We start from the raw sequence: 24343 nt of genomic DNA on the forward strand, positions 1-24343 counted from the left end.
ACCGTTCCATTATTTCACCTCGAAGCGAGCTACGTTCTCACGGGACACAGGCGTCAAGTCAAAAGGCTTTCCGCGCACGAATACCTCTGTCACGTCGGCACGACCAATCACCACGGCCAGCGGCATTTGACCCGCGACAGACACCGACTCACCCGCCGCAAGATTCCTTTGCAACGCCACGGTGCCTGCGGAATCACGCACCTGCACCCAGGATTCGCTGCGCGCGCGCAGCACCAATGCGCCGACCGGTGGCGTTGTAGCGCTTGCCGCCTCCACTGGGGCTGATGCAGCGTTGTTAGTAGCGGCAACCGCAACGGCGGGAGCCGCGTCTGTGCGACCTGCCACTGACGGCAGAGAAACGTCGGGGATGCGCTGGGCAGCAGCGGGGATTGCATCCGACGCACCCGTGACAGCAGGGGTGGCCTGCTGCTCGACCACATCAGCCGGCGGTTGGATCGATGCGGGGGCAACAAGCGGGCTCGTTACACCGTCCTGCTGCCTGGGGAAAAAGACCAGGATCAGTGCCCCCACCAGCAGCGCCAAAACCACCACCGTTACGGACCGCGAGGTGGACCCTGAGGAAAAAGACGCCGATGAGGAAGACGACTTCCCGATACTGCCTTTCACCGGAGCATTCAATCCCGCACTGTCTGTAGCCAGGCGAGGGCTTTTACTTTGTGGCAACAGCGACAAAATGGGGGCGGGGTCCAACTTGAGCGTTCTGCACATGCTGGAGGCAAGCGCACGCACAAACACTGTATCGGGCAGGGCCTCATAGTTATCCGCCTCCAGCGCCTCCAGCTTGCTGACAGGCACTTTCAGCGCCACTGCCAAAGCAGCGATGTGCATACCAGACGCTTGTCGCGCCTCCCTCAGCAAACCACCCGCTGTTACCCCACCACTTTCCAAAACCTCACTCATTGAAAGCCCCACGCTCGTATGCACCCAACTCCCGTGAGTCCGGGAAACGCTTGCGCAACTGATCAGCCAGTTGCTTCATGGCCACGGAATCACCCAAAGCGCGCTCAACCTTGATCCCCAGCCACAACGACTCAGAATTGGCGTACTGGCTGTTGTTCAGCCGCCGGATATAGAACTGAGACCGGGTCAATTCATTGCGACGCAACAAAAGCGCCGCGAGGTGATAACCCACCACAGGGTTTGCCGCATCCAGTTCATAAGCTTTCAGCAGCGACTGCTCGGCCTCCGCAAACTGGCCAGCGCCTGATTGGCACAGACCTTGGGCCATCAAGGTCTTGCTGCGTGCTGTGTATGCAGGATTTGCGAGGGCCCGACCAAAGTGCTGATTCGCCTCGGCGTACTTTTGCTGCTGGCACAACAACCAACCGTAGTTGTGCAGCAGATTGGGATCCCCGCCCCGCAGTGCCAATGCCCGGCGAAAACTGTCGTCCGCCTGGGCAAAATCGCTCAACCTCATGTAAATGAGGCCACGAAGATTGAAGGCATCAGCGTAGGTGGGATCAGCTGCAAGCGCCTGCTTGACTTCATCGAGCGCCACGGCCGTCTGACCATTCTCAAAATAGTTGGAAGCAAGCTCCAGACGGATACGGGCGCGGCGCCGCGTCTCTGGCTCATCAGACGGGGTGATCATTCCCGCGTTGGCGTCGGCGGTCGGCATGCCGCTATTGGTTGCACACCCTTGAAGCGCAGCCACGCAGGCCACCACGCCACATGCCGTGAGAGTCCAGCGGCCCCATTGCTGCCAGCGTCCAACCAATCTCACCATGTAGAGCCTCCTTGAAGTATGCCGATTGCTTGTTGATCAAGTCACCGGTTTGAGCACGATTGTCCGCTGCTTTGCCATGCGCTCGGCAGCCCTTGTGCGGTCCTTGACATCGCCTGCGAGCTGACCACAAGCAGCGTCGATATCATCTCCGCGGGTCTTGCGCACGGTCGTGACGATACCCGCTTCGCTCAAGACTTTTGCGAAAGCCAGCACCTGATTTTGTGGCGAACGCAACAGCCCTGACGCGGGAAACGGATTGAAAGGAATCAGGTTGAATTTGCAGCGCACACCCACACCACGGGCGGGCTTGACGAGTTCGATCAGCTGCCGTGCGTGCTCAACCTGGTCATTGACACCATCGAGCATGCAGTATTCAAACGTAATAAAGTCGCGCGGCGCATGCGCCAGATATCGATTGCAGGCAGCCAGCAATTCCTCAATAGGGTACTTGCGGTTCAGCGGCACCAAGTTGTCGCGCAAGGGGTTATTCGGCGCATGCAGAGACACCGCGAGAGCCACAGGACAATCCACGGACAAGCGGTCCATCATCGGAACCACACCCGACGTTGAAACTGTGACCCGCCTGCGTGACAAACCATACCCATGGTCGTCCAGCATGACCCGCAAAGCCGGAACGAGGGCCGAGTAGTTCTGCAGCGGCTCCCCCATTCCCATCATCACCACGTTCGAAATGACGCGGTCCTCGGATTGGAGGCGCTGGCGCAAGGAATGTTCAGCAAACCAAAGCTGTGCAACGATCTCCCCTGTGGTGAGATTTCTGCTGAAGCCCTGATGCCCCGTGGAACAGAAGCGGCAACCCACAGCACAGCCAGCCTGCGAGGATATACACAGGGTTCCGCGATCATCTTCGGGAATAAAAACCGCCTCGACCGCATTGCCATCCCCCACGTCAAACAGCCACTTGACCGTGCCGTCTGAGGAGACATGTTCAGAGATGACGGGCAAGGCCTCGACGCGAGCACAGCCCTTGAGCTTGTCGCGCAAGGCCTTTGCCAGATCACTCATGGCGTCAAAGTCACTGGCGCCGCGCTGATGAATCCAGCGAAACAACTGCGTGGCGCGAAACCGCTTTTCACCCAACTGCTGGCAGAAAGCCGCCAGACCGTCGAGATCAAATTCCAAAAGATTGGTGGTCACTGCGCCCTCCCCGGGATGGGCCGAACGCAGTCGTCCCCATAGCGCAGGTATCCCACGTGTGCGGGAACAGGCATGGGGACACCCATATCAGCGCGAGTAAATGTTCAGACCAGGGAAGAAGAAAGCCACTTCTGCCTGGGCGGTTTCCGCAGCGTCGGAGCCATGCACTGCATTGGCATCGATGCTGTCCGCGAAGTCGGCGCGGATGGTGCCGGCTTCTGCCTTCTTGGGGTCCGTGGCGCCCATGAGCTCGCGGTTTTTCAGAATCGCGTTTTCACCTTCCAGGGCCTGGATCATCACAGGACCGGAGATCATGAAATCCACCAGATCCTTGAAAAAAGGACGCTCTTTGTGCACGGCGTAGAACTGCTCGGCCTCCAGGCGCGACAGGTGAGCCATACGTGCAGCCACGATCTTGAGACCTGCCGCTTCGAAGCGTGCATAGATCTGACCGATGACGTTCTTTGCCACTGCGTCGGGCTTGATGATGGAGAGAGTGCGTTCGATTGCCATATTGATTTCCTGAATTGATGTTGCTGTGATTCGTTTGTCCACCGGACAAAGCCCTCGATTCTAACCGGGAGCCCGGGGCAGCACAGCGCCTAGCGCCCGCCCCCACCCCGACGTGGACCTCCGCCACCAGGGCGGCGTTTGTCCTGGCGATGCCGCGAGAGACTGTCCATGCCTATATAGCCCACCGATGTTTTCATCGGATCGGGCTGCGCCGCGCCGCGCGGGCGGTCTCCACCACCTGCATTGTTGCCACGGTCGAACCCTTGCCCCCCATCACGGCGGGGTTTCTGCCCTCGGGGACCACCGGGCGCACCCTGCGACATGTCGCGGCGCGGCCCGTCGCCCACGCGGGGACCATTGCGCCCCCGGTTGCGCTTGTTGCCACTCCGTCCGCCGCCAGCCCCCGACCCTTCATCCGAACGAGCTTCCGCTGCTTCCGGACGCCCGGCGCCCGCCGCCTGCACCAGGGCCCGGATGTCGCCCTCATCCAGTTCCAGCCAGGCACCGCGCTTGAGACCCCGTGGCAGCACCATGGCACCGTAACGAATGCGGATCAACCGACTGACCGCATGGCCCACAGATTCGAGCATGCGGCGCACCTCGCGATTGCGCCCTTCGGAAATGGTGACCCGGTACCAGCAATTGGAACCTTCGCCTCCACCATCTTCGATGGAACCAAACGACGCCATGCCATCGTCCAGGCGCACGCCATCGAGCAGCTTCTGCTTTTCCTCATTGCTGAGGGCGCCGAGCACACGTACAGCGTATTCGCGCTCCAGCCCAAAACGAGGATGCATGAGCTTGTTGGCCAGCTCTCCCGAGCTGGTGAACAGCAGCAGGCCTTCGGTATTCAGATCCAGGCGCCCGACCGACTGCCACTTGCCCTGCATGAGCCGGGGCAGCTTGCGAAAGACGGTGGGCCGGTTCTGAGGATCGTCATGGGTCACCACCTCCCCCACAGGCTTGTGGTACGCAATCACCCGCGCTGGCGGCGGGTCGATGCGGTAGCGGATGGGTTTGCCGTTGACCTTGACCTGATCGCCGAACTGGATGCGCTGGCCGATGTGGGCTGGCTCGTTGTTGACGGAGATGCGCCCTTCCAGAATAAGTTGCTCCATCTCCAGGCGCGAGCCAAGTCCCGCCTGCGCCAGCACCTTGTGAAGCTTGGGGGTTTCCACCTGGGGCAGAAGCACCCGCTTAGCCGGAACCATCTCTGCGGAGGCATCATCCTCATCGAAGCGCCCCGACACCACATCTTCAAATTGGTATCCCTGAACCGCAGGAGCACCTGCCTTGCGCTTGTCGCGCCCAGCGCCGTCGAGGCGCGGCTGCCGAGCCCGCCCGTCCCCACGATTCTGGCGCTCGCCATGGCGAGGTTCGGGGGTGGCGTCAGACGCCTCCGCCTCTGCCTCTGGAATTGCAGGCTCATGCGCAACCACAGGAGCGACCGGTACATCCTGCTGGCTCAACCCATGCAGCAACTCCCCGGCCAGGGCAGGTGCCTCAGCAGCATCCAAAACGCGCACGTCCACAGCATCCTGCACTTCCACGGCTTGCGCTGGCTCGACTTTTTTCTTGCGCGGGGCACGTTTGACAGCGGCTTTTTTGGGCGCTGAGGCTGTCGCTGAAGGATCAGCATCCGGCAGATCGGCCGGGATTTCGGAGGTCGAATCGTTCATCAAGTATTTCCCTGGATACCACCCGGGGTATCGGCATCGTCATCACGGAGATCCGTCTCCGCACTCTGAAAAAAATCATCCACACGCAGCAACTGCCCACTGGCGGCAACAGCCTCCGAAGACTCTGATGGCTGACTATCCATCGCCACAGCCAGCAGTTCAGCCTCGGCCTCAGGCGTTGATTCCGGCTCTATCACTCCTTGCGCTGCAGCGGCCATTGCTTCCAGCACATTCGCATTGCCTGAGGGGTCATCAAGCACCGGCAATTGGTCCAACGACTGCAAACCCATGTCATCCAAGAACTGCCGGGTGGTTGCAAACAGCGCGGGGCGCCCCACCGTTTCCCGGTGCCCAATGACCTCGACCCAGCCCCGGTCTTCCAACTGCTTGACGATCAGGCTATTGACCGTTACCCCCCGGATGTCCTCGATGTCGCCGCGCGTTACCGGCTGGCGATACGCAATGATCGCGAGTGTCTCCATGGTGGCCCTCGAATAGCGCGGAGGCTTTTCGGGGTGCAACCTGTCAAGGTATTCACGCATTTCGGGACGGCTCTGAAAACGCCAGCCCGTGGCCACCTGCACCAGCTCTACACCCCGCTGCGACCATTCAAGCTGCAACTCCTGCAACAGCAACTTGAGCGTGTCCGACCCCAGAGCGTCATTGAAAAGCACCCGTAGCTCGCGCAGGGGCACAGGCTGCTGCGCGCAGATCAGCGCAGTTTCGAGGACCCGTTTGGCATCCACCGTGTTCATGGTTCAGCGATTCCTGGAAAAGTGCCACGCGTTGCAACGGGTGGCACATCAACAGCAGGGGCAATCAATGGCGCGCTGTGCAAGGGCGCTGGCGCGACGCAGAAGCCCGGCGGGATTCCGTCTTCGGGCTGGGGCCAGTCTGGCCGTCAGGGCGCATTGTAGCCCAGCCCCCACAAGGAGAGGGCTTGGCGCATGTCTTCGGGCACAGGAGCATGGAATTCCAGCGCCTGGCCCGTGACGGGATGCACGAAGGCCAGGCGGTAGGCATGAAGGGCCTGCCGCTGCATCGCCCCGAGCGGAGCTCCCCCATAGAGGCTGTCCCCCACCAGCGGGTGCTTCAGAGATGCCATGTGCACCCGGATCTGGTGGGTGCGCCCCGTGTGCAGGGTGCATTGCACCCAGCAACCGTCGTCCGTACCAGCCAGGCAGCGGATGTCGGTCCGTGCCAGCTTGCCAGCATGGAGCGCCAAGTCCACCACCGCCATGCGCAGGCGGTTGCGTGGATCCCGGCCGATGGGAGCATCCACCGTTCGCATCTTGGGCCCCGACCAGGCGCCGTGGGCCATCGCCAAATACTGACGCTGAACCTTGCGCTCCGCAATCAGTGCAACCAACGCGTCCATGGTGGCACGATCACGGGCAACCACCATCAAGCCACTCGTATCCTTGTCGAGCCGGTGCACGATGCCAGCGCGTGGCACGGTCAACGCCTTATCGTCGCGGGCGAGCAAGCCGTTGAGCAAGGTGCCACTCCAGTTCCCCGGCGCGGGGTGGACCACCAGACCAGCGGGCTTGTTCACCACCAGCAGATGCGCATCCTCATGGACGACCTCGATGTGCATGGGCTCGGGCCGAAACGCCTGGCTCTGCAGCGTGGGCCGCATTTCCAACACCACCTGATCGCCCACCTTCACCCGGGTCGCCGACTTCGTGACCGGTTTGCCATTGAGGCTGACCAACCCCTGCACCAGCAATTGCTGCAGATAGCTGCGGGAGAACTCGGGCACCAGATCGGCCAGCGCCTTGTCCAGCCGGGCGGCGTGCTGCCCGGCGCCGATCTGCGTGGAGCGAAGCTCGCTCCCGGATTCGTCCGCCAGACCTTCAGACTCCTCGCTCAGCAAGTCATCTGCGGCTCCGGCCGGTGCATCCACACTGCCAGATGCGCCCAGAGGCGGTTGAGCCACAGCCGGGCTCAACGGGGAGGCAGGTAACGCGACGGATCCACCGGCTTACCCTGCCGGCGGATTTCAAAGTGCAGCTTGACGCGATCGGCGTCGGTGCTGCCCATCTCGGCGATTTTTTGCCCCTTGCGCACGGCCTGATCTTCCTTGACGAGCAAGGTCTGGTTATGGGCATATGCCGTCAAAAACGTGTTGTTGTGCTTGAGGATGACAAGGTTGCCGTATCCGCGCAGCCCAGCGCCCGCATACACCACGCGGCCATCGGCGGCGGCCAGGACCGGGTCACCTGCCTTGCCAGCAATGTCGTAGCCCTTGTTGCGTGCCTCGTCAAAACCGGCAATCAACGAGCCAGGCGCAGGCCAGATGAACGCCATGTCATCCTCGGCCGCGGCAGCGGGTGCGGCAGGCGTGGCGGGGGCAACGGCCACCACAGGGCCAGAAGCCGCCGATGTTGCAGGTTTCGCGGCACTGGCCGCAGGGGCTGGCGTGCTCGCAGGTGCTGCAGGCGTGATGGAGGAAGACGTGACAGGACGGGTGACCACGCCGCTGTCCGACGCGACCGCCTGCGAAGCAGCAACCGGTGGCGCTACGCGCAGAACCTGGCCCACTTCGATCAGATTTGCGTTGTCAAGGTTGTTCCAGCGCGCGATGTCTTTCCAGCTCTGGCCTGACTCCAGCCCGATTCGGATCAGGGTATCTCCAGGCTTGACTGTGTAATAGCCAGGCTTGCCCGCATTTTCGGCACCTGGCAGTGGCTTGATGGGGGTGCCAACCACCACACCTGGCTGTGTAGAAGATGAGGGAGCGGAGGAGGATGTGCCTCGGTCTTCCACTGGAGCCTTGTTCAGCCGGGTGCCGCAGCCACTGAGCGCCAAACCCGCCAGTGCCACAGTAAACCCAACCACAAGACCACGCGATACGAACATAAGCAATTCCCTTCAGGCAATCCCCGATTTTAGAGGGACAAAATGCACAGGCTCCAGCACGCTTTGTTTCAATCCGTGTGGGGTTTTGTCGATCACAAGCAACATCTGCTGCCCCCCCGCAAGCGCCATGGGCGCAACCAGCCTGCCGCCCACGGCCAATTGGTCGCACCAGGCCTGGGGCACAGCGTCACCACCGGCTGCGGCAATGATGGCCGCGTAAGGCGCACCCTTGGCATAGCCGAGCATGCCGTCACCGAACAGCAGGTGCACATTGGCCAGCCGAAATGGGCGCAGGTTGTTGCGCGCCTTGTCGTGCAGGCCACGCAGGCGCTCCAGGGTGTAGACCTCGCGCGCCAGGTGGCTCAGCACGGCGGCCTGGTAGCCGCAGCCCGTACCGATTTCCAGCACACGCCCCAGCCCATCGGTGCGTGCGCCTTCGGCGCCCAGGAGCAATTCGCACATGCGGGCGACGACATTGGGCTTGGAGATGGTCTGCCCCAGACCAATGGGCAGACTGGTGTCCTCATACGCCTGGTTGACCAGGGCGCTGTCCACAAAACGGTGGCGTTCCACGGTGCCCATGGCCTGCAGCACCGCAGCCGATGTGATGCCCCCTGCCGCCAGCTTTTGCACCATGCGCGCGCGCACCGCCGCAGAATCCAGCCCAACACCCACAGGGGGTGCTGCCACTGGATTGCGCGCAGCGGGAGCCACCGGCGTGGCCCGGACTGCCGCAGGACCCGATCCGGGCAGCCGAGCCGGGAATCCAGGGCGGCGCTGCATCAGAGCTCGGGGGCGCCAGCCGCCCCTGCCGCAAGCCGGGACGCCGTTTGCGCCCAGTAGCCAAGGTTGTCATGGTCGGTCAGGTCCACCTTCAGTGGCGTGATGGACACATGGCCCTGCGCCGTGGCATGGAAATCCGTGCCCTCCGCATCGTCCTTGGCGGCTCCCGCGCCACCAATCCAATACATCGCCTCACCCCGGGGGCTTTCCTGCACGATCACGCGCTCGGCCGCGTGGCGGCGTCCCAGGCGGCACAGCTTGATGGGCTGCAGCGCCGCAAGCGGCATGTTGGGAATGTTCACATTCAGCAGCCAGGGTGTATCGGTCACCAGGTTCTGGGCGCGCATCTGCTCCACAATCTCCCGCGCCTTGGCCGCTGCAGCCTCGATCTCGCCCCAGCCCTTGTCCACCTGCGAGAAGGCAATGGCCGGAATGCCAAACAGATAACCCTCCATCGCGGCGCCCACGGTGCCTGAATAAATGGTGTCGTCGCCCATGTTGGCGCCATTGTTGATGCCCGACACCACCAGATCGGGCCGGTAGCCCAGCAGCCCCGTCAGGGCGATGTGCACACAGTCGGCCGGCGTTCCGTTCACATAGCGGAAGCCGTTGTGGGACTTGTGCACATACAGTGGCGAGTGCAGGGTCAGCGCATTGGACTTGGCGCTGTTGTTGTGCTCGGGCGCGACGACTTCAACCTCCACCCCGTCGAGGGTTTTCAGGGCATCGTGCAGCGCCACGATGCCCGGAGCCTGGTAGCCGTCGTCGTTGGAGATCAGAATTTTCATGGGTTGCGGTAGAGCTTGCAACGGATTGTAGGTGGGGCACCCGCCCACACCCAACGGCCCGCCCTCCGTCGCTCGTGGGACATCGTGCGCCCGGGTGCCCCGCCTATCATGCAGACCACATTGACAGGAGACTTTTCCCATGCACGCTTGGCTTTGCACCAACCCCACCGGCGTTGACGCCCTGGCCTGGACCGAACTGCCCACGCCCACGCCCAAGGCGGGCGAGGTGCTGATCGAGATCAAGGCGGCCAGCCTGAACTTCCCCGATCTGCTGATCGTGCAGAACAAGTACCAGATGAAACCGCCCCTGCCTTTCGTCCCCGGCTCGGAGTACGCAGGCGTGGTGGCAGCCGTGGGCGAAGGCGTCACCCACCTCAAGGTCGGCCAGAACGTGGCCTGCCTGTCGGGCACCGGCGGTTTTGGCACCCACACCATCGCCCCGGCAGCCCTGTGCATGCCGCTGCCGGATGGCTTTTCGCATGTGGACGCTGCGGCGTTCATCATGATTTACGCCACCTCGCACCACGCCCTCGTAGACCGCGCACAGCTCAAGGCAGGCGAGACCGTGCTGGTGCTGGGCGCCGCCGGGGGCGTGGGCACGGCCGCCATCCAGATCGCCAAGGCCATGGGCGCGCGCGTGATCGCAGCGGCCTCCAGCGATGAAAAATGCGCGCTGTGCACTTCCATCGGGGCCGATGCCACCATCAACTACAGCAAGGACAACCTGCGCGACGCCGTCAAGGCGCTTACCGACGGCAAGGGCCCCGACGTGATTTATGACCCTGTGGGCGGCGACTTTGCCGAGCCCGCGTTCCGCTCCATTGCCTGGCGCGGCCGCTACCTGGTGGTGGGTTTTGCCTCCGGCCCCATCCCGGCCCTGCCCTTCAACTTGGCGCTGCTCAAGGGCGCCTCCATCGTGGGCGTGTTCTGGGGCGACTTCGCCAAGCGCGAGCCCAAGGCCAACGCCGCCATGATGGGCGAGCTGGCGCAGTGGTATGCCCAGGGCAAGATCAAGCCCGTGATCGACCGCACCATGCCCATGGCCGAACTGCCCGCCGCCTACGCGCACATGGGTTCACGGGGGGTGATGGGCAAGCTCGTGATGGTGAACTGACGCCTGCTCCTGCCAGACCACAAGGCTTGGCAGAGCCAGCCCCTCAGAAAGCGGCGCTGTGTCACACTCGCACATCCTGCTTTCCTCTGACACTGGTGTCCGCACATGGCCGACCGACCACCTTCCGAAATTGCGCGCGAGACGCTCAAGCAGCTGGCTACCCGCCGCCTGCCCCCAACGCCCGACAACTACCTGGCGCTGTACGACGAGATCGCAGGAACCCGCAGCCCCCAGCCGTTCCCGGACGGCCAACTGCACCACATCCTGCGGGTGCTGCCAGGGCAGACACCGGCCCAGAAGCGGCTCTTGGGGCAATTTGAGCGCGCCGTCAACAACAAAGACTGGACTTCGCTACAAAGTGTGCTGGTCGGCTACGCCAACCTGGGGCTGAGCCCGGCGGCGGCTGCAGCCCCGGTGGAGACGGCTGCAAGCACCCCCGCCCCCGGCAACCCCGGCGTCCTGCCGGACGAGTTTGCGCAGATGCTCGCCCGCCTGATCGACAACACGCTGCCCGCGCTGGGCGAAGACGATGCCCGCGTGATCGAGATGGCGCAAAAGCTCATCGCCTTTCTGAAAGAGCCCGCACCGCCCATCTCCACCGTCCAGCTCATGCTGGGCAACTTCACCTACCGGCTGTCGTTTGCCACCGAAGACCAGGCCGCCATCCGCTCCAGCCTGCTGGAGCTGCTGCACATGGTGTTCGAGAACATCGCCGTGCTCAGCGTGGAAGACCGCTGGCTGCACGGCCAGGCCGAGGCGCTGATGGCAGCATCCACCCCGCCGCTCACTTTGCGCCGCCTGGACGATGTGCAGCGCCGGCTCAAGGACGTGATCTTCAAGCAGACCGAGGCCAAGGCGCGCACCGTGGAAGCGCAGGAGCAGATGAAGGACATGCTGGCCACATTCATCGAACGGCTAGCCAAAATCACGGCGTCCAGCACCACCTACCAGGGCACCATGGCACGCTGCGCCGACCTGATCGGCAAGGCCAACACCCTTGAGGAAATCGCCCCCGTGCTGCAAGAGGTGATGACCGCCACCCGCTCGATGGCGCTGGACAGCCGTGTGGCCCACGACGAGCTTCACGACCTGCGCGAGCGCACCGAAGCAAAGCGCGCCGAAGTCGCCAAGCTGCAGGAAGAGCTGGACCGCGCCAGCGCCCAGGCCCGGCACGACCCGCTCACCGGCTCGCTCAACCGCAAGGGCCTGGACGAAGCCATGGAGCGCGAAATCGCCCGCGCACGCCGCCTGGGCTCGCCGCTGTGTCTGGCGCTGCTGGACCTGGACAATTTCAAGACCATCAACGACCGCCTGGGCCACTCGGGCGGGGACGCGGCCCTGGTGCACCTGGCCCAAGTCACACGCGAAGTCATGCGGCCACAGGACCTGCTGGCACGCTATGGCGGAGAAGAATTCGTGCTGGTGCTGCCCGACACCTCGGTAGAAAGCGGCGTGGCCGCGATGACGCGGCTGCAGCGCGAGTTGACCACACGCTTCTTCCTGCAGGGCAGCGAGAAGGTACTCATCACGTTCAGCGCCGGGGTCGCCCAGCTGAACGACAGCGAAGACAGCCCCGACGCCATCCGCCGCGCCGACCAGGCGATGTACCTGGCCAAACGATCGGGCAAGAACCGGGTCATGGCGGCATAGGGTGAAGCACCCCCTGAGTCGCCTTCGGCGCCTTCCCCCTCTCCTTCGGGAGGGGGACGCCACCAGCGCGGCGGGGCGGCCCTTGCGCGGTGGCCGCTGGCCCGGGCCGCGCCGGTTCTAAGCGCAGCGCACCTATCCAGCGCCCCGCAATGAATCCAGAGCAGAGACGCGCATTTATGCGGAAGGCCATCCTGGCCGCCGCTGCCACCCAACTGCCCCGCTGGGCATGGAGCAACGCACCAGCACTACAGAGCAACCCCTTCGCGCTGGGCGTGGCCAGTGGAGACCCGGCACCCGATGGCGTGGTTCTGTGGACCCGGCTGGCGCTGACCGACCCGGCGCTGATGCAAGCGGCCCACACCGTGCGGTGGGAGGTGGCGCACGACGCACGTTTTGCGCAGATCGTGCAAAAAGGCGAAGCCACCGCCCTGCCTGCGCTCGGCCACAGCGTGCATGTGGAGCTGCAGGGCCTGGCACCAGGCCGCTGGTACCACTACCGCTTCATGCTGGGCGATGCCATCAGCGCCACCGGCCGCACGCGCACGGCCCCGGCCCCCGGTGACCTGCCCGCCACGCTGCGCGTCGGCTTTGCCTCCTGCCAGCGCTGGGAACACGGTCACTACGCCGCCTGGCACCATCTGGTGGCTGACCAGCCCGACCTGGTGCTGTTCCTGGGCGACTACATCTACGAGTACGCCTCGCCCAAAAACACCACCGACCTGGCACGGACCCACCGCCTGCGCCACGCCACCACGCTGGCGGATTTTCGAGACCGCTACGCCCTGCACAAAAGCGACCCTGCCCTGCAAGCCGCCCACGCTGCCTGCCCCTGGGCCGTGACCTGGGACGACCACGAGGTGCAGAACGACTACGCCAGTGGTACCGGTAAGTGCGACGATGGCAGCTTTCTGACGCTGCGAGGCGCCGCATGGCAAGTCTTCTACGAAAGCATGCCGCTGCGCGCCGCCAGCCTGAACGGCCCCGCCTCCGGCACCCGCTGGGACGACCTGCAGGTCTACCGTCGCCTTCGCTGGGGGCGCCTGGCCCACTTCCACATGCTGGACAGCCGCCAGTACCGCACTTGGCAGGCCTGCCGCACGCCCCAGTCCGCCAGCGCGGGCGCTGTGCGCGCGGCAGACTGCGCCGACCTGGCCAGCCCCGCCCGAACGCTGCTGGGCGCAGCGCAAGAGCAGTGGCTCGACACCGGCCTGGCCGCCGACGCACACACCAAAGACGCCACCCACTGGAGCGTGCTGGCACAGCAAACCCTGTTTTCGCCGCGCCACTACCCTTCGGGCGTTACGTCCGCCGACAGCTGGGACGGTTACCCCGCAGCCCGCGCGCGCCTGCTGCAGGCCGTGGCACAGCACGCCCCGCGCAACACCGTGCTGCTGGGCGGCGACATCCACCAGAACTATGTGTGCAGAGTGCACGCCAATCCCGATCGCCCGGAGTCGCCCGTGGTAGCCAGCGAGTTCTGCGGCACGTCCATCAGCTCGCGCTCGGGCACCACACAAGATAAGGTGGACGCCATCGCCCGGCACAACCCGCATGTGCTGCTGGCCCGCTGCGACCAGCGCGGCTATGGACTGGCAGACATCACGCCCACGCGCTGGACCAGCACCCTGCGCGTGCTGGACGACCCGCTGCGCGCGGACAGTGCCGCCACCACGCTCGCCCGCTTTGTGGTGGAAGACGGGCGGCCCGGGCCCAAGCCAGCATGACGGCTGCTTGAATGCTATTATATTTATAGCTATTAGCGCTTTATGGATAAGCGCCAGAGGCTAAAAACACCCAAATTTTCGGAGCCTGTAGCGCGATGTAACGCCTCGGCGTCGCTCCGGCCGGTCCGCGTACCATGGCCACTTCTTCGCCCCTTCGCGTCTCGCCACCCAGGAGTTGTCCATGCCCAAAACCACCACGCACCCCCTGCCCTCCCCTCGTGCCATCACCTTCAGCCTGAGCCTGCTGGCCTCGGCCGTGCTGCTGGCAGGCTGCGCCAGCGCCCCGTCACAGTTCGCGTACACCGTGCCCGCCCAGCCCGAAGGCTCGTCCGGCTACACCGAAAAGCCCGGCTGGGCCACCGAGAAATTTGCCGTGGCCGCCGCCAACCCGCTGGCCACGGATGCGGGCTACCAGATCCTTAAGGCCGGGGGTTCCGCCATCGACGCAGCCATTGCCGTGCAGATGGTGCTGACCCTGGTGGAGCCGCAATCGAGCGGCATCGGCGGCGGCGCCTTCCTGCTGCACAGCACCGGCAAAACCGTGGAGGCCTACGACGGCCGCGAGACCGCCCCGGCTGCAGCCGACGAAAAACTCTTTCTCGGCGCCGACGGCAAACCCGTGCAGTTCTACGATGGCGTGGTGGGCGGCCGCTCGGTCGGCGTGCCCGGCACCGTGCGCATGCTGGAGATGGCGCACAAGCAGCACGGCAAGCTGCCCTGGGCCACGCTGTTCCAACCCGCCATCACCCTGGCCGAAGGCGGCTTCAAAATCAGCGCACGGCTCAACACCCTGGTCAAGGCCGACCCGCACCTCAAGAAGGACCCGGTGGCTGCCGCCTATTTCTACAAGGCCGACGGCGACGCACGCGATGTGGGTGTGAACCTGCGCAACCCCGAGCTGGCCGCCGTGCTGCGCCGCATAGCCACCGAAGGTAGCAAGGCACTGCACGAAGGCGAAATCGCCCAGGCCATCGTGGACAAGGTGCAAAAACACCCCACCAACCCCGGCAAACTCAGCATGGCCGACCTGGCCGGCTACCAGCCCAAAAAGCGCGAAGCGCTGTGCCACGACTACCAGGTGCAGGCCAAAGACTTCCGCATCTGCGGCTTCCCGCCGCCCAGCTCGGGCGCCATTGCCATCGGGCAGATCCTGGGCATCCTGAAAAACACCGACGCTGCCGCCAAGCCCCTGCAAGACGGCATTCCATCCGCCGACTGGCTGCACCTGTACACCGAAGCCGCCCGCCTGGCCTTTGCCGACCGTGCGCTGTACGTGGCCGACCCTGATTTTGTGCAGCCTCCCGGCGGCAGCTGGACCAGCCTGATCGCCCCCGCCTACCTGGCCGAACGCGCCAAGCTCATCGGCACGCAAAGCATGAAGGTCGCCCAGCCCGGCAACCCGGCCGCCGTGAAGACCAGCTACGCCCCCATGCCCGACCAGCCCGAATACGGCACCAGCCACATCAGCATCGTCGACGCCTTCGGCAACGCCGTGGCCATGACCACCACCATCGAAGACCAGTTCGGCGCGCGCCAGATGGTCAAGGGCTTCTTGCTCAACAACGAGCTGACCGACTTCAGCTTTGCCCCCACCGACGCCCAGGGCCAGCCCATCGCCAACCGCGTGCAGCCCGGCAAACGCCCCCGCTCGTCCATGGCCCCCACCCTCGTGTTCGACAAGGCCACCGGCGAGCTGCTGATGAGCGGCGGCAGCCCCGGTGGCGCGGCCATCATCCACTACACCGCCAAGACGCTCTACGGCGTGCTCAACTGGGGCCTGATGCCCCAGCAGGCCATCAACCTGCCCAACTTCGGCTCCATGAACGGACCGACGCTGCTGGAAGAAAAGCGCTTCCCCCCCGCCACGGTGGAAGCCTTGCGCGCCCGCGGCGCCGAGGTGCGTGAGATGAATATGACGAGTGGGTTGCAGGCCATCACACTGGGCAACGCGCATGGCAAGAAGCTGTGGATGGGTGGGGCGGACCCCAGGCGTGAAGGGGTGGTGATGGGGGATTGAGATGGAGGTGTTGATGCCTCGGCATCAACACCTCCATCTGCAGCCGGATTTGAAACCCTTCATGCTGCGAGCCCCACAAGCTTGTCGAAGCGACGCGCAAGGCTTCGACAAGCTGTGCCCGAACAGGCCATTCAGGGCTGAAGGCCTGCCTTGATCTTGCGAACCGCTGCAACGTCGCCAAGGAATACTTGCAGGGCATCCTTGTCTTCACGCGAAAGGTCCGCGCTGTCGAGAAGATGGAGTTGGTGGATCACAACTTCCAGAGCCTCTGCGAGCCTGCCGATTTGCTTGCCGTAACTGCCAACCTTCTCCAGCGCGGCTTGCTCCACCTTGGCGTTTGAAGTCGCGCCCAAGTTGACCTGAAAGAGATTGAACGACCAGTTGGGAAGGATGGGCTGGGAGAGCGCTGTAGGGGCCAGCTGAAGTGGCATGTAGAAGTTTGACAATTTGCACTCCCAGTGAAGTTCATGAGTTCGGACGGCAATGCCTGCGTTCCTCGGCGGTGGGCCTGGTGCAGCCCAACGCCGGTATAAAAACCATCGCATTTGTCGCCACAGCACGATTGAGGGGGGTCAATCCCTTCCGACATCAGCGATCGGAGCGTAGATGTCGCATCCCGGACGATCATATGGTCGCTTGAGAAACAGGTGCGGGTGGGTCTGGTACCACTCTTTCATCGCCTGCATCGGCGTACTGCTCTTGAGCGCTGACTGCGGTAGCTGGTGGTTGTACAACGCCACATAGCGCAACAAGGTCTGCTCCATGTCTTCGCGGCTGTTGAATCGGTGGGTCTTCAGAACGTCCGCAATGCGGCCGTTAAATCGCTCCACCATGCCGTTGGTTCTGGGTGTTCTGGGCTTGGTCAGTCGGTGCTCGATGCCTAACTCCTGGCACAGTTGATCGAATTCATGGTTGCCGCTGGGTTCGCGTTCCCGGCTGGCAAACAGACGGTCCGTGAACTCTTTGCCGTTGTCGGTCAACAGCTTGTTGATCCTGATCGGACAGGCCTTGTGCAACGCCTTGAGGAAGGCCTGTGCACTGGCGGCGGTCTTGTTGGACTTGAGCTGCACAAACACCCAACGCGTGGCCCTATCGATAGCCACGAACAGGTAGCGCCGGCTGCTCTCATCCTGCATCTGGGGCAGGTACTTCACGTCCATGTGCACGTAGCCTGGCTCGTAGCTCTTGAAGGTCTTGTAGGCCAGCGCAGGCTGCTGGGGCTTTAGAGCATTGAGGTTGCCCGCTCCATGGCGGCGCAAGCACCTGTCCAGCCCGGAGCGCGAGACATGGGGACAGATGAACTCCCGTGTCACGGCCAGCAGGTCATCCAAAGGCAGCAGCAAGGTACGCCGCAAGTGAACCACCACTGTTTCTTGTGCTGGCGTAAGCACGGTCTGCAGGTGGTGGGCAGTGTGAGAGCGGTCTGCAAAGACGGAACGCTTCTTCCACTTGTAGACCGTCTGCTCAGTGATCCCAAAGCGCTGGGCCAGGACGCTGGCTGGTTCATCGCTGGCTGCGATCTCGGCACGCACGGCGGGCGTGGTGCGGGCGTTCTTGTGCAGGGCTATCAACATGGCTTCACTCCCTGGGTGGATTGCAAGGACTCTATCAACTCCTTTAGAACCGCTCGCGCCATGAAGAGTGGATAGCGTTTGGAGTCTATGCAATCGTCCGGGATGCGACACTTAAGGTGCTCAAGGATGAGGTCTCTATCAACGTCACCAACCCCCATACCCTTGAAGGCAGCAGCAAGCTCTTCTGGAGTTTTGCTAAGCAGCTCTTTCTCAACGACGGCATTAACCAGACGTTCCAATCTAGACTCAGTTGATCCGCCAAGCTTAATATTTACTTTTAATTTTGAACAAACATCTTCCACGATTTCCTTTGCTTCTATGCCACCATCATCTCCAAAAATAGCTCTTTTTAGATAAGCAATATCAGATGAGCCGTAGTATTTGATTTGCTTGTCCATCAATTCAATCAGTTGAGCCCGCGATTGAACGTGGCTGCCACTCGCGACGAGCAATTCCTTTCTTCTTTTGTCATCAGTGAAAGAAAGGTAGCTATCAAGAACCTCCGATAGGTAGTTGAAATCTTCTCTTGTGCACTTATTGATGATGGCCTTCATTGATAATCCTAGTAACTCTAACAAATAAGCTCAGCGGGCGGCGACGCCGTCCGCTGGGGCGACCTGTTAGTCCACAAGCGCGCTACGCCCATACTGCCCCGACTTGAACAAGAGTCCCCAGAACAATCAGCCAGAACCCTGTCCGCACACGGAAGAAGAGCATATTGCGGAGCCATGTTCGAGTGGGAGTATCAGGGTTATCAATAATTTCGCGGGTGATTCGCGAGGGAGGACCGTACGGATACTTTTCCTCATCCCCGTACTCTTGCATTATCTTGTCGAAGAACCCGCTGACTTCAAGTTGCACCACGCCAGCCAGCGTTGCCAGCAGGCCAGCGCTACCTAGCCATTTCACCCAGACCCGATCGCCGAGACACAACCAAGCGCCGGCGAGCAGGACCGAAAGCAGAGTTGCGAGAAACAACGCGGTGAAGGCGACACGGTCGAAGTCTTTCATGCGGGCTAACGAAAAAAATAAGCCGCCCGCAGTATGCGGGTCTGCTTGAGCGACGAGTTAGACATCACCACCTTGGGCGCGCAGTTGAAACGTATTTTTTAGGTGGAGATGGTGGATCCGCTTCAGTTTGGATCACGGTCTGACAGGTTGTGCACTTCAACCGCCTACTTCCAAACGGTTGAAGTTTTGAGTGAATTCCTGTGTCATTACATTTGATGCAAAGGTAATGTCCAGGCTGTATTTCTTCGTACTCATCCTTTAAGCGGTATGCGAAAGTGCCGGTTGGAAATTTATGCAACGAGTATTTCTCAGCAGCAGATTGCTTAATTTTCAGATCATTGATTTCTTTTTCCAAATCAGAGATTCGAGTCAATAACGCAGAGTGGCGTTCTTGACTTGCAAGTGCAACTGTCATTGCTTCCATCAACCTGAAATTGACATCGGAGACAGCCATCACAATTTCTTGTTGATTTGAAAGAGAGTTTGCCGCTTTGGCTAATTCGCCTAAGGTACGAAGACTTTGAACGGCTGCAGTTATCTCAGCGAGCATGGTCGTTTTTATGTTTAACGTTCGAGCTAAGCGGGCGACGACGGCAGGACGCCAGGCCCGGGCTGGTGAAAATGTAACGCGTACCACCAGCCCGGGCCTGGTGGCCTGCCGTTGGCGCTCCGCTCGAGCGAGTGGTTAGGCGTCTTCACACGGTTGCCCCGCAACTCCCTGCGCTGACCATGCCGTATGCCTGCTCGAAATGTGGTTGATAAACGGTAAAGAATGAGTTGCGATCACAGAGTAGGCTCAGCTCTCCCGAGAGCGCCCGCTTGATGTTCTCGTAAAGATCAAACATCGCGAGCATGCTGATTAGATCTGCCTTATCTACCGCGGAGAATAGCTGTGCTCTCATCCCGGTTGTTGCGTACACCACGTGGTTCTCGTCGAATACCACCCAGGTAAGGCACCGGTAGTTCCCGTCACTGTCCTTTCCCACGTGATGAGACGGAGCCATTTGCCCAATCTGTCGATTCTTGTGCAGTCTCTGAAGAGCGAGCTGGACATCAAGCGAGAGCCAGTAGGGCCACTTTGCGCCCGAGTCCGAGCCATTTGTGTAGAAGAAAGTCATGTCGAATGGCTCGTCGTAGGGCACGGAGCCACTCTCTTGTGCCTTGTAGAACGCATCTTCGAGGAACCATGCATCTACAAAGTAACTGAGCAAGTCAAGACCGCGAAACTTTCTGGACAGATAGTTGGAGTTGATTCGGAGCAGCCCATGCGAGAACCGTTCGCACAGATCGTTCTTCAGCCGATCCCGGCCGCTCTGCACACTGCTGGTCTTGTGAAGAGGGCCGTCAAACTCGACGCTGAATAGGGGCATGTAGTCGCTGTTCGTGACCAAGAAATCGAAGTGAGCACGTAGCCCATAGGAGTAGTGCTCGGACGACACCCCGCTTCCGCTAAGTGGAAACACGTCTCCAACGCGGACCTTCGGGAAGACCTTCGCGCCGTTCGACGAGCACGCCTGCTGCAGAGCAGAGTAGGTCACCTCTTCATATCGATTCAGTAGTCGCGAGTTCATGTCTCCAAAGACGCCTAACGAATGAAAGGGACTTCCCCGTCCCGAGTGAGCCGCGCAGTTGCGGGACAAGGCATCCAGGTGCCACGATGGGAAGTTCGATCTCTCATCAACTCACTCGTTTGTTGAAAGGGGAAGTCCATGTCTACCATTGTTACCATTGGAATTAATCTGGCAAGAATGTCTTTGCCGTACATGGCGTTGATGCCACAGGCAAGCCGGTACTTTTGCGTCCCAGCGTGCCGCGTGCCAAGCTGCTCGAACTCATCGCCGTGCTGCCGCCGTGTCTCATTGGCATGGAAGCGTGCTCTGGCGCCCACCACTGGGCTCGAGAATTCCAGAGGTTCGGCCACACCGTGCGCCTGATGGCGCCCAAGTTCGTCGTCCCCTACCGCCTCTCGGGCAAGTGCGGCAAGAACGAGGCGGCTGATGCCGCTGCCATCTGTGAAGCCGTCAAGGGCAACAAAAACCGCGTGTTGCTGGGCCATAGTGATGTGTCCACCCCCCATGACCTACACCACGTAGTGAAAGTGGCTGCCAGGGGCACTGCCTGTCCGCTGGATCTAATAAAAAATGCCTCTAGCGCTTATCCATCAAGCGCTAGCAGCTATCAATAGGTGAGCAATCTCACAACCACCCCCACCTTGCCAACAGCTTGGGCACGCTCGCCACCAACATCGCCACCCCCGACGCCGTCAGCATCCCCAACACAATCTGCCGAAACCTCGCCTCGCTGATGCCGTGGTACAGCTTGGCGCCCAGCAGCGTCGGCACCAGCATGGCGGGCACCACGATGGCCAGCAGCGGCAGCGCTTCGCGGGTGACAAGGCCGGTGGCCAGGTAGGTGATGAAGGTCACCAGCAGCATGGCCAGGTTGAAGTTCTGGATGATGGCGCGCTGCACATCCTTGTCCATGCCCCGCAACGTGCACCACAGCGTGGGCAGCACGCCGGTGAAGCCACCCAGGCCACCCATCACCCCGCCCGCCAAACCCACCACCGCGTCGGCCACGCGGCCGCCCCGGGTAATGCGGGGCAGCTGTTTGGCCATCAGCATGGCCGGGCACCACAGCACCAGCAGCGTGCCCAGGATGACCTTGAACGCATCCATGTCCAGGCGGGGCAACACGGCCACGCCGATCGGGATACCCACCAGGCCGCCGAGCACAAAGGGCAGCAGGCGCGCCCGGTCAAAACCCCGGCGCACGGTGGCCGCTGCCACCAATTGGCCCGTGAGCGCGCCGCACACGGCCAACACGGCGGCCAGGCGGGGCTCCAGCGTCCAGGCCCAGAACGACATGGCCACCATGCCAAAGCCGAAGCCCGACAGGCCCTGCACAAACCCGGCGGCCACGGCGCCCAGGGCTACGATCAACAGCACGGAATCCATTGCACCTCCACTGCTATCGGCTGCGTTCAACAATCCGCTCACGCTGAGCTTGTCGGAGCGCTGCACAAGGCTTCGACGAGCTCAGCCTGAACGGCTTCGGTAGATCGCAGACACGCAATTCGTTTTAAGGGGCTACCGAGCCAGCCGTGTCCATTGTGCAGGTTGGTTCGCAGGCGCACTCGGGCACAGGAGCACCTTGGCCCGCACACACCTTGTCCATCAATACAACGTGGCTTGCTGGCGCGCGGGCAGTTCGCGGTCGTAGGTGGCGCCGTCAAACCGGCCCTGCGTGATGGACGCGAGGATGGCGCCGGGGGTCGGCACCGTGCGCGGGGTGCCAGGCGGTACAGCGCTCCACAGGCGCGAGCGCTGGATGGCGCGGGCGCACTGGAAGTACACGGCTTGCACATCAACGACGATCACGCATTTGGGCGGCTGGCCGTTGACCACGAACCGCTCCATCAGGTCGGGCGCCACGCTGATGCGCGCGTGGCCGTTGACGCGCAGGGTTTCGCCCACGCCGGGGATGAGAAACAGCAGCGCCACGCGCGGGTCTGCCACGATGTTGCGCAGGCTGTCGGCGCGGTTGTTGCCACGGCGCTCGGGCAGGAGCAGGGTCTTATCGTCCTGCAGCTGCACAAAGCCCGCCGGGTCACCACGCGGCGAGGCGTCCAGCCCGCCAGGGCCGGTGGTGGCCAGCACGGCAAAGGGCGACGCCGCGATCATGGCGCGGTAGGCGGGGTGCACATACGGAAGCTCTTTGTGGACGGAGGCATCGCTGAGTGGGCCCAGCAAGGCCTCCAGGCGTGGCAGGGTGTCGATGGCGTGCTCGTCGCGGGTGGGGGTCATGGCGGTAGCTTCCTTGGGGTAGGGTGGCAACAGAACAGCCATGGTGCGGCAGGCCCGCCGCCCCGACAAACGACTTTGCGGCAGGTCACGCGTGCAAAAAGCGCACGCATGGAGTCCGGCACGTGGGAGTGCCGGCCCCACTGCCCTGCCCCCAGCGCATGGCACTGGCACGGCACATGCCGCGCCAGGGGCGGAGCGCAATCCGGCCCGTGGGCAAGACACGCGCCGCTCCTTCGCTCAGCGTGCGGGACGCAGCTTGACGCCGGGGAAATCCACCGGCACCGCGAGCGCCACGTTCACGTAGTTGGTGAACAGGTTGAGCGCCACATGGCCCACGATCTCGACGATGTGCTCGTCGCTCCAGCCGTGGTCGCGCAGCGCCTGCACATCGGTGGCATCCACCTGGCCACGTTCATTGACCAGCTTCAGCGCAAAGCGCAGCACGGCGGCGGTGCGCGGGTCGGCGGATTCGCCCGACTGTGCGGCGGCCAAATCGTCGCCGCTCACGCCTGCCTTGCGGCCCAGCGCGGTGTGGGCGGCCAGGCAGTAGTCGCAGGCATTGCGGTTGGCCACGGCCACGGCGATCTGCTCGCCCAGTGCGGCACCGATCACGCCGCCACCCAGCGCACCAAAGGCGGCCCACATGCTTTGCAGAGCAGCAGGCGAGTTGGCCACCGCGCGGAACATGTTGGGGGTGGCACCGAAAGCGCCGTGGATCTGGTCGAGCACGGTGCGCACGGGGCCGGTGGCGGCGGCGCGGTCAACGAGGGGGACGCGGGCAACGGAGGAGGAGTTAGCGGACATGGTGTGGATTTCCTTGAAGGTCATGAAAGACGGTTTGGTTTAAACGGCCGGTGCTTGGCTAAGGGGTTAAGCACCGGGTGCCTGTTCTCAGCACCCCTGCAGTGTCCAGCGTCAGCGCGTACCATTTGGCACATAAAATCCACCATTCATACCCAATCATCCCGATTCACCATGAATACCCGCGACACCTGCACCACGCCTCTGCCAACGCAGGCACCCGCTCCGTTTGACCGGCTGTCGTCGCTGCTGGAGCGCTTTCGGGTGCGCGCCCACCTGTTCCACAGCGGCCCGCTATGCGGCGTGACCCACTTTGCGGCGGCGCCCGGGCGCGGGTTTCTGCATGTGCTGCGCCGTGGCGAAATGGTGGTGACGCACCAGCCCCAGGCGGGGCCACCGGAGCGGCTGGAGGTGACTGAGCCCAGCCTGCTCTTCTACGCACGGCCGCTGGAGCATTTTTTTCACAACGCGCCCACGGAGGGCTCGGACTTCACCTGCGCGGCGCTGGACTTTGACGGTGGTGCCAGCCACCCGCTGGCCCGCGCCCTGCCCCCGCTGGTGCTGCTGTCCCTGGGCAAGGTGGATGGGCTGCAGCAGTCCCTGGACCTGCTGTTTGCCGAAACCGACCGCCTGCGCTGCGGCCACCGCGTGCTGGCCGACCGGCTGTTTGAAGTGGTGCTGCTTCAGCTGCTGCGCTGGCTGCTGGACCACCCTGAGCAGGCGCACATGCCGCCCGGCCTGCTCACGGGTCTCGCCGACCCTGCCCTGGCCCGCGCCCTCACCGCCTTGCACGATGCGCCGGGCCAGCCATGGAGCCTGGCGCAGATGGCGCAGCAGGCAGGCATGTCGCGCAGTGCGTTTGCGGCCCGCTTCAAGGCGGTGGTGGGCGACACCCCCGCCGACTACCTGGCGCACTGGCGGCTGACGCTGGCGCAGGCCCATCTGCGCGGCGGACGGTCGTTGAAGTCGATTGCCAACGAGTTGGGTTACGCCAACCCCTCGGCGCTGTCGCGCGTGTTTGCGCAGAAGGTGGGCATGTCGCCACGGGTCTGGCTGGAGGGCCTTGCGGCATAGCGAGCTAAGCCGCCACCTCCTCTGCCCGGCTGGACGCGCGGC

The 24343-nt window shown here is 62.9% G+C and carries 24 protein-coding genes and 1 pseudogene; 6 read left to right on the forward strand and 19 right to left on the reverse strand.

What is annotated here, in order from left to right:
- Nucleotides 1-9: 9 nt before the first annotated feature.
- The 10 genes from EXV95_RS08120 to surE form a co-directional block, all read right to left on the reverse strand.
- Nucleotides 10-849 carry a helix-turn-helix domain-containing protein gene (locus tag EXV95_RS08120; RefSeq protein WP_370460210.1) on the reverse strand — a complete coding sequence of 280 codons (840 nt, stop codon included), beginning with the start codon at nucleotides 847-849 and terminating at the stop codon, nucleotides 10-12.
- A 64-nt stretch (nucleotides 850-913) separates the two neighbouring features.
- The gene (pilW, locus tag EXV95_RS08125) at nucleotides 914-1747 is read right to left on the reverse strand and encodes a type IV pilus biogenesis/stability protein PilW (protein WP_055398660.1); all 834 of its coding nucleotides are present in this window, start codon (nucleotides 1745-1747) and stop codon (nucleotides 914-916) included.
- 36 nt (nucleotides 1748-1783) lie between these two features.
- Entirely contained in the window at nucleotides 1784-2905 is a 1122-nt protein-coding gene (rlmN, locus tag EXV95_RS08130; protein WP_176886450.1) for a 23S rRNA (adenine(2503)-C(2))-methyltransferase RlmN, read from the reverse strand.
- An 87-nt stretch (nucleotides 2906-2992) separates the two neighbouring features.
- Nucleotides 2993-3418, reverse strand: coding sequence for a nucleoside-diphosphate kinase (gene ndk / locus EXV95_RS08135; RefSeq protein WP_015013410.1), 426 nt, complete (start codon nucleotides 3416-3418; stop codon nucleotides 2993-2995).
- A gap of 89 nt (nucleotides 3419-3507) precedes the next feature.
- Nucleotides 3508-5097 carry a pseudouridine synthase gene (locus tag EXV95_RS08140; RefSeq protein WP_176886451.1) on the reverse strand — a complete coding sequence of 530 codons (1590 nt, stop codon included), beginning with the start codon at nucleotides 5095-5097 and terminating at the stop codon, nucleotides 3508-3510.
- Nucleotides 5097-5852 (reverse strand): SMC-Scp complex subunit ScpB, encoded by a 756-nt coding sequence (gene scpB / locus EXV95_RS08145; protein WP_176886452.1) that lies wholly within the window; start codon nucleotides 5850-5852, stop codon nucleotides 5097-5099. Before scpB ends, EXV95_RS08140 begins: the two co-directional genes overlap by 1 nt.
- 146 nt (nucleotides 5853-5998) lie before the next feature.
- Entirely contained in the window at nucleotides 5999-7036 is a 1038-nt protein-coding gene (locus EXV95_RS08150; RefSeq protein WP_370460212.1) for an RluA family pseudouridine synthase, read from the reverse strand.
- 8 nt (nucleotides 7037-7044) lie between these two features.
- Nucleotides 7045-7959: a peptidoglycan DD-metalloendopeptidase family protein gene (locus EXV95_RS08155; RefSeq protein ID WP_176886453.1), complete on the reverse strand. Its 915-nt coding sequence runs from the start codon at nucleotides 7957-7959 to the stop codon at nucleotides 7045-7047.
- A 12-nt stretch (nucleotides 7960-7971) separates the two neighbouring features.
- On the reverse strand, nucleotides 7972-8742 hold the full coding sequence (locus EXV95_RS08160; protein WP_121505917.1) for a protein-L-isoaspartate(D-aspartate) O-methyltransferase: 771 nt from the start codon (nucleotides 8740-8742) through the stop codon (nucleotides 7972-7974).
- Nucleotides 8742-9530 carry a 5'/3'-nucleotidase SurE gene (gene surE / locus EXV95_RS08165; protein WP_176886454.1) on the reverse strand — a complete coding sequence of 263 codons (789 nt, stop codon included), beginning with the start codon at nucleotides 9528-9530 and terminating at the stop codon, nucleotides 8742-8744. Before surE ends, EXV95_RS08160 begins: the two co-directional genes overlap by 1 nt.
- A gap of 139 nt (nucleotides 9531-9669) precedes the next feature.
- Here surE and EXV95_RS08170 point away from each other — a divergent pair, with 139 nt between their 5' ends.
- The 4 genes from EXV95_RS08170 to EXV95_RS08185 all read left to right on the forward strand — a co-directional run bounded on the left by EXV95_RS08170 (nucleotide 9670) and on the right by EXV95_RS08185 (nucleotide 16035).
- Nucleotides 9670-10644, forward strand: coding sequence for an NADPH:quinone oxidoreductase family protein (locus EXV95_RS08170; protein ID WP_176886455.1), 975 nt, complete (start codon nucleotides 9670-9672; stop codon nucleotides 10642-10644).
- A gap of 105 nt (nucleotides 10645-10749) precedes the next feature.
- Nucleotides 10750-12294 (forward strand): GGDEF domain-containing protein, encoded by a 1545-nt coding sequence (locus EXV95_RS08175; RefSeq protein ID WP_176886456.1) that lies wholly within the window; start codon nucleotides 10750-10752, stop codon nucleotides 12292-12294.
- Between the two features lie 149 nt (nucleotides 12295-12443).
- A complete protein-coding gene (locus EXV95_RS08180) occupies nucleotides 12444-14018 on the forward strand; it encodes an alkaline phosphatase (protein ID WP_176886457.1) in 1575 nt (524 codons plus the stop codon).
- Nucleotides 14019-14199: 181 nt separating this feature from the next.
- Nucleotides 14200-16035: a gamma-glutamyltransferase family protein gene (locus EXV95_RS08185; protein WP_176886458.1), complete on the forward strand. Its 1836-nt coding sequence runs from the start codon at nucleotides 14200-14202 to the stop codon at nucleotides 16033-16035.
- Nucleotides 16036-16166: 131 nt separating this feature from the next.
- On the opposite strand, the gene EXV95_RS08190 is transcribed toward EXV95_RS08185, so the two are convergent.
- The 6 genes from EXV95_RS08190 to EXV95_RS08215 form a co-directional block, all read right to left on the reverse strand.
- Nucleotides 16167-16481, reverse strand: coding sequence for a hypothetical protein (locus tag EXV95_RS08190; RefSeq protein ID WP_176886459.1), 315 nt, complete (start codon nucleotides 16479-16481; stop codon nucleotides 16167-16169).
- Nucleotides 16482-16607: 126 nt separating this feature from the next.
- The gene (locus EXV95_RS08195; RefSeq protein WP_176886460.1) at nucleotides 16608-17609 is read right to left on the reverse strand and encodes an IS481 family transposase; all 1002 of its coding nucleotides are present in this window, start codon (nucleotides 17607-17609) and stop codon (nucleotides 16608-16610) included.
- Complete coding sequence (locus EXV95_RS08200) at nucleotides 17603-18163, reverse strand: hypothetical protein (protein ID WP_176886461.1); 561 nt, start codon at nucleotides 18161-18163, stop codon at nucleotides 17603-17605. The genes EXV95_RS08195 and EXV95_RS08200 overlap by 7 nt, the downstream gene beginning before the upstream one ends.
- A gap of 82 nt (nucleotides 18164-18245) precedes the next feature.
- Nucleotides 18246-18620, reverse strand: a complete 375-nt coding sequence (locus tag EXV95_RS08205) for a hypothetical protein (RefSeq protein ID WP_176886462.1) — start codon at nucleotides 18618-18620, stop codon at nucleotides 18246-18248.
- A 64-nt stretch (nucleotides 18621-18684) separates the two neighbouring features.
- Nucleotides 18685-19170: a hypothetical protein gene (locus EXV95_RS08210; RefSeq protein WP_176886463.1), complete on the reverse strand. Its 486-nt coding sequence runs from the start codon at nucleotides 19168-19170 to the stop codon at nucleotides 18685-18687.
- A 145-nt stretch (nucleotides 19171-19315) separates the two neighbouring features.
- Nucleotides 19316-20158, reverse strand: coding sequence for a DUF2726 domain-containing protein (locus EXV95_RS08215; RefSeq protein WP_176886464.1), 843 nt, complete (start codon nucleotides 20156-20158; stop codon nucleotides 19316-19318).
- Between the two features lie 171 nt (nucleotides 20159-20329).
- Here EXV95_RS08215 and EXV95_RS08220 point away from each other — a divergent pair.
- Nucleotides 20330-20643, forward strand: a pseudogene (locus tag EXV95_RS08220) (IS110 family transposase); the annotation flags it as partial.
- A 172-nt stretch (nucleotides 20644-20815) separates the two neighbouring features.
- On the opposite strand, the gene EXV95_RS08225 reads toward EXV95_RS08220, so the two are convergent.
- The 3 genes from EXV95_RS08225 to EXV95_RS08235 form a co-directional block, all read right to left on the reverse strand.
- On the reverse strand, nucleotides 20816-21577 hold the full coding sequence (locus EXV95_RS08225; protein ID WP_176886465.1) for a sulfite exporter TauE/SafE family protein: 762 nt from the start codon (nucleotides 21575-21577) through the stop codon (nucleotides 20816-20818).
- 219 nt (nucleotides 21578-21796) lie between these two features.
- Nucleotides 21797-22426, reverse strand: a complete 630-nt coding sequence (locus tag EXV95_RS08230) for a pyridoxamine 5'-phosphate oxidase family protein (protein WP_176886466.1) — start codon at nucleotides 22424-22426, stop codon at nucleotides 21797-21799.
- Nucleotides 22427-22663: 237 nt separating this feature from the next.
- Nucleotides 22664-23230 (reverse strand): carboxymuconolactone decarboxylase family protein, encoded by a 567-nt coding sequence (locus EXV95_RS08235; protein WP_176886467.1) that lies wholly within the window; start codon nucleotides 23228-23230, stop codon nucleotides 22664-22666.
- A gap of 171 nt (nucleotides 23231-23401) precedes the next feature.
- Here EXV95_RS08235 and EXV95_RS08240 point away from each other — a divergent pair, with 171 nt between their 5' ends.
- A complete protein-coding gene (locus EXV95_RS08240; protein WP_176886468.1) occupies nucleotides 23402-24301 on the forward strand; it encodes an AraC family transcriptional regulator in 900 nt (299 codons plus the stop codon).
- Nucleotides 24302-24343 lie beyond the last annotated feature (42 nt).

Origin of the sequence: Acidovorax sp. JMULE5 (assembly GCF_013376875.1) — a bacterium.
Classification (GTDB): Bacteria; Pseudomonadota; Gammaproteobacteria; order Burkholderiales; family Burkholderiaceae_C; genus Acidovorax; species Acidovorax facilis.